Origin of the sequence: Mesotoga sp. UBA5825 (assembly GCF_002432955.1) — a bacterium.
Lineage (GTDB): Bacteria > Thermotogota > Thermotogae > Petrotogales > Kosmotogaceae > Mesotoga.
Genome location: NZ_DJHG01000138.1, coordinates 1 through 4552, shown reverse-complemented (window position 1 = coordinate 4552; position 4552 = coordinate 1). Strand labels below are relative to the sequence as shown.

Genomic DNA, 4552 nt, shown 5'->3' with positions numbered 1-4552 from the left:
CGGGTCCTTGTTCTTAAGCGTACAGCGGATCTAGGAACGAAGAACAGATCCTCGCTCTGGAACGAAGAACAGGTTTTTCCCTCGGTTAACGGTCAACCGTTTTCACTTTGCCGCTACCTGTCATCACGTAACTAATCGTCAAACCTTGACACTGTACCCTACCGATGATAGAATTGCTGTACGGATGCGTAGCTCAGCGGAAGAGCGCTTCCTTCACACGGAAGAGGCCACAGGTTCAATCCCTGTCGCATCCACCAGATAGGTAAAGGGAGTCATTTCGACTCCCTTTTTGCCTTAGTCTTGGGTTTCTTCGGTTTTTCTTGCTTCTTCACGAATTTGATTTCATAAGAGGTCGGAATTGGCCAGGTGAAGCCCACCGAAATCTCTCTTTTCAGCGTCTTGACAAGGTTCTTCTGGTTTTCTGGAGTTAGGATTCCAGACATGTTTTGATAAACCTGAATGGAGGCGCTGGTCAACGATTCGTCCTGAAAACCCCTCGATAGATCCTTAAGCAGCCGCTGATAAACTGCCCTGGGAGACTCGATCCTTCCCGTTCCCTTGCAAATCGGGCATGAGGAATATAACTTGGACCCAATTGCAGCTGTCGATCGCTTCCTTGTCATTTCCAGCAATCCAAGTCTCGTGAATCCCATTATCATAGTTCTCGCCTTGTCCTTCTTAAATTCAGCTGTGAGACTCGATATCACTTTCTGCCTATCTTCATCGTTCTTCATATCAATAAAGTCTATAACGACTATTCCGCCAATGTTTCTCAATCTCAGCTGTCTCGCAATCTCTGAAGCGGCCTCTAGGTTCGTGTTCAATGAAGTTTCCGACACATCGTTGCCGGAGATACTGCTTGCAGAGTTCACATCGATTACCGTCATAGCTTCTGTTCTGTCTATGTATATGTTTCCTCCCGCGGGTAGGGATACCATTCTGGTATAGAGGATCTTCATTTTCTCGTACACTTCTTCAGACGCAAAGGCATCGCCTTCAACATACCTCACGACCGGTTTGAAACCGGACTTGAATTTGCTGATGCCGGCGACCACATCGTGCCAGAGTTCCTCTGAATCGACCACTATCTCCTTTGTATTTTCGGTTAGTCTCTCTCTGAGAATATACTCTACAAAGGAAGGTTCCTCATAGAGAATCTTCGGTTTTCTGCTTCTTCTAAATGTCTCGTTTATCTTGTTCCAGTTTTCACGCAGACTTTCAAGCTCTTCCTTTATTGTTTCCTCACCCACACCGAAAGCGGCGGTACGGAAGATCACACCTTCTTTGTTTTCAAGAACTGACTTCGCAACCGCGGTGAGCCTATTCCTTTCCTGCTGATCCGCGATCTTCTTCGATATTCCAATATGCTTCGAAAACGGTGTATAAACAAGGCTTCTGCCTGGTATGCTAACCTTAAGGGTAATCTGAGGCCCTTTCGAACCGATGGGATCTTTGCTGACCTGGACTAGAACTTTGTTGTTCTTCTCCAGTTTCTGTTGTCCGGAAGCATCTTTGAATCTAAGAAATGCGTTCCTTCCAATCCCAATATTCACAAAAGCCGCTTCAAGGCTGGGAACAACATTCTCTACCTTGCCAAGATAGATGTTTCCAGTTACACTTTCGCTGTCCATGTCTTCGAAAAAAATCTCTTCCAGCTGATCGCCGTCCAGAGAAGCGATCCTGACTTCGTCCTCAATTCGACTGAAGACAATAGTCTGCGTTCTGTTATTCTGTATTCTTGCCACCACCCTTTCATTTCTATAGACAGAACTAGATTTCGAATTCTACCATAATAATCATCTCACGTGAAGATTAAGAAAGCGGGCCACCTTCTGGTGGCCGTCCGCTATTCGTTCATTTCAATAATACCGATAGATCCGTTCTTTCTAGTATAGAGAACATTGACTTCATCAGTATCGATATTCCTGTAGACAAAAAAGGTGTGGCCAAGCATTTCCATCTGAAGAACGGCCTCATCCTCAGTCATCGGCTTGATAGTGAACCTCTTACGTCTTGTAATTACTGTGGATTGATCTTCTTCGAACCTGGAGGGAATTGAATCGAGGTTTTCCTTAAGGCCGTTTTTGTGCTTGTGGCGAGTTCTCTCTTTGAATCTCTTTATTCTTCTCTCAAAGGCATCAGATGCCGAATCCACTACTGTATAGAAGTCGCTGCCCTTTTCCTCCACGCGGACCATAACGCCCGGCAGATGGGCGGTCGCCTCGACCTTGTAGAACGCCCTTTCCTTCGAGAGCCTGAGATCCATCGAGATCAGCTTCTCCTCGTTGACAACTTTCGACACTTTTGAGAACCTCTTGTCGATGTAGTCTTTCATGGAGTCTGTAACAGTTACGTCTTTAGAGTAGATGTTGTAATCCATGATAACCCTCCTCTCGCGTGATGCTACCAAATTGCGTTACTTCATGTTATCACATACCAAAGGCCGTTACAGTACGCTGGAATCAGGACTCCCTGTCTTGAGCTGGTGTTTGCTCGCTACCTCATATAACTGTACTGAACTCAGAGAATTCCATTCTGTCTTGAGACGTGAAGAAAGCCAAATCGGAAGTACTCTGTACTTCTCAATCTCTCCAATTTCCACCCATTTGACTTCAACCAACGTTGGAACTCCCGAGTTATCTGGATCTGATCCCAGGTTGGTCCTTCCCGAGACGTAATCGCAGGAAAATATCACCTCCAGAAGGCTTTCTCTTTTGAATTCCTGTAGTGCAACAACCGATTTAGGAAAGACTTCAAGATAAGTCTCTTCCCTTATCTCTCTCTTGATTGCAGTAAAAAGATCTTCGCCTGGTTCAACAAGTCCGCCGGGGAAACACCAGAAGGGAGGTCTGTCGCGATGCTCATGACGAACAAGAAGAACAGATTCGTCTTTTATGACCAAAGCTCTTACACTAATACGATGTGTATTCTTCATATGCACACCTCGACCATGCCTCATTTCAAGTATATCACCTCTTCGCCTCTTGATTGATATAATTTCATATATGATAGGAGGTTATGAGATGCGCTATTCAAGAGTTAGAACGATTACAACCATGGGTCTTAACGTTTTGGATGTTCTCGTTGAGCTGGATATTGACAGCAGGGCAGTAATCCAGGAGATGGATATCGTAGGTCTTGGAGACACCGTAATTAAGGAGAGCAAGAAGAGAGTTAAGAGTGCCGTCAAGAACTCGGGGATAGAGCTACCCAACGGTCGAATAACGGTCAACCTAGCTCCGAGCGATGTGAAAAAGGAGGGATCTTATCTCGATCTTCCTATAGCGGTGGGGTTGCTTAAGGCAACTTCGAAAATCAAAACCGATCTTTCCGATTACATTTTCTTTGGAGAACTGGGTCTTGACGGAAGCCTTAGGCGAGTAAGAGGCGTCTTGCCAATTCTGCTTTCGCTTTCCAGCAGGGCAAATGGTCTAAGAGTTGTGCTTCCTGCTCCAAACAGGCAGGAAGCTACAATAGTGAACAACCTTACGATTTTCACGGCGGATAGTTTGAACGATTTGGTTGGCTTTTTGAACGGACACGTGGAGAAAAAACCCGTCGTCTATTCGCAGCCCGAATTGGGAAGTATGAATGGGCCGGACATGTCTGAGATAAAGGGACAGGAGTTTGCTAAGAGGGCTTCTGAAGTCGCCGCGGCAGGAGGGCACAACATTTCCCTTCGAGGGTCCCCGGGATGTGGAAAAACAATGCTTGCCCGNNTTGAGACCACAATGATTTACAGTGTTGCTGGACTGCTGGGTGAAAGAGGGCTGATAAAAGAGAGACCATTCAGGTCTCCTCACCATACCGCGTCGACAACATCTATCGTTGGTGGTGGAAATGATGCTAGACCGGGTGAAATTAGTCTTGCCCACAACGGTGTCTTATTCATGGACGAGTTTCCGGAGTTCAGAAGAGATGTAATCGAGGCTCTCAGACAACCGCTGGAGGATGGAGTAATTACTGTTGCAAGAGCAAAACTGACAGCCACTTATCCTGCCAGATTCATGCTCATAGCTGCCCAAAACCCGTGTCCTTGCGGATGGTACGGGGACAAAACAAGAGAGTGCACATGTTCTTGGTATGACATTCAAAGATATAATAGGAAGATCTCGGGTCCAATGGAAGATAGGATAGATATCTTCGTTGACATGCCAAGACTCGATTTCGATAAGTATATGGAAAACTCAACGGCAGAAAGCTCTGACGAAGTTCGAAAGAGAGTTATTACGGCAAGGAAGAGACAGTCGAAAAGATATGAAGAAATGAGCATATTCTCGAATAGTCAGCTCAGTCATGCCTTACTGAAAGAATACGTGCCGCTAGACTCAGCATCGAGATCACTTCTTTCGGCAGCCGTGGAAAAGATGAAATTAACTGCAAGGGCCATTGATAGAGTTCTTAAAGTAGCACTTACTATAGCCGATCTCGAAGAAAGTGAAGTTAAGGCCAGGCACATTGCTGAAGCCTTACAGTATCGAAGAAAGACCTAGAGTTCGGCACTCTAGGTCTCCATGAGAGATCTGACCAGAGTGTGCCAAGAAGGCGAAGA

Annotated in this window: 4 protein-coding genes and 1 tRNA gene; 2 read left to right on the top strand and 3 right to left on the bottom strand. The window is 45.8% G+C overall.

Going from position 1 to position 4552, the window contains the following annotated elements:
- The first annotated feature begins 182 nt into the window (after window positions 1–182).
- Window positions 183–257: transfer RNA gene (locus B3N33_RS12805), tRNA-Val, on the top strand.
- 15 nt (window positions 258–272) lie between these two features.
- On the opposite strand, the gene B3N33_RS12800 is transcribed toward B3N33_RS12805, so the two are convergent.
- The 3 genes from B3N33_RS12800 to B3N33_RS12790 form a co-directional block, all read right to left on the bottom strand.
- Window positions 273–1745, bottom strand: coding sequence for an Rne/Rng family ribonuclease (locus B3N33_RS12800; protein ID WP_214060236.1), 1473 nt, complete (start codon window positions 1743–1745; stop codon window positions 273–275).
- 101 nt (window positions 1746–1846) lie between these two features.
- Window positions 1847–2380 (bottom strand): ribosome hibernation-promoting factor, HPF/YfiA family, encoded by a 534-nt coding sequence (hpf, locus tag B3N33_RS12795; RefSeq protein ID WP_099829643.1) that lies wholly within the window; start codon window positions 2378–2380, stop codon window positions 1847–1849.
- A gap of 66 nt (window positions 2381–2446) precedes the next feature.
- Window positions 2447–2935, bottom strand: coding sequence for an NUDIX domain-containing protein (locus B3N33_RS12790; protein ID WP_103134585.1), 489 nt, complete (start codon window positions 2933–2935; stop codon window positions 2447–2449).
- Window positions 2936–3023: 88 nt separating this feature from the next.
- On the opposite strand from B3N33_RS12790, the gene B3N33_RS12785 reads away from it, so the two are divergent.
- Entirely contained in the window at window positions 3024–4493 is a 1470-nt protein-coding gene (locus B3N33_RS12785) for a YifB family Mg chelatase-like AAA ATPase (RefSeq protein ID WP_292593540.1), read from the top strand.
- The last annotated feature ends 59 nt before the right edge of the window (window positions 4494–4552 follow it).

Bases quoted from the DNA above. Each gene is read 5' to 3' on its own strand.
- hpf (WP_099829643.1), bottom strand. From the start codon at position 2,380: ATGGATTACAACATCTACTCTAAAGACGTAACTGTTACAGACTCCATG.
- B3N33_RS12790 (WP_103134585.1), bottom strand. From the start codon at position 2,935: ATGAAGAATACACATCGTATTAGTGTAAGAGCTTTGGTCATAAAAGAC.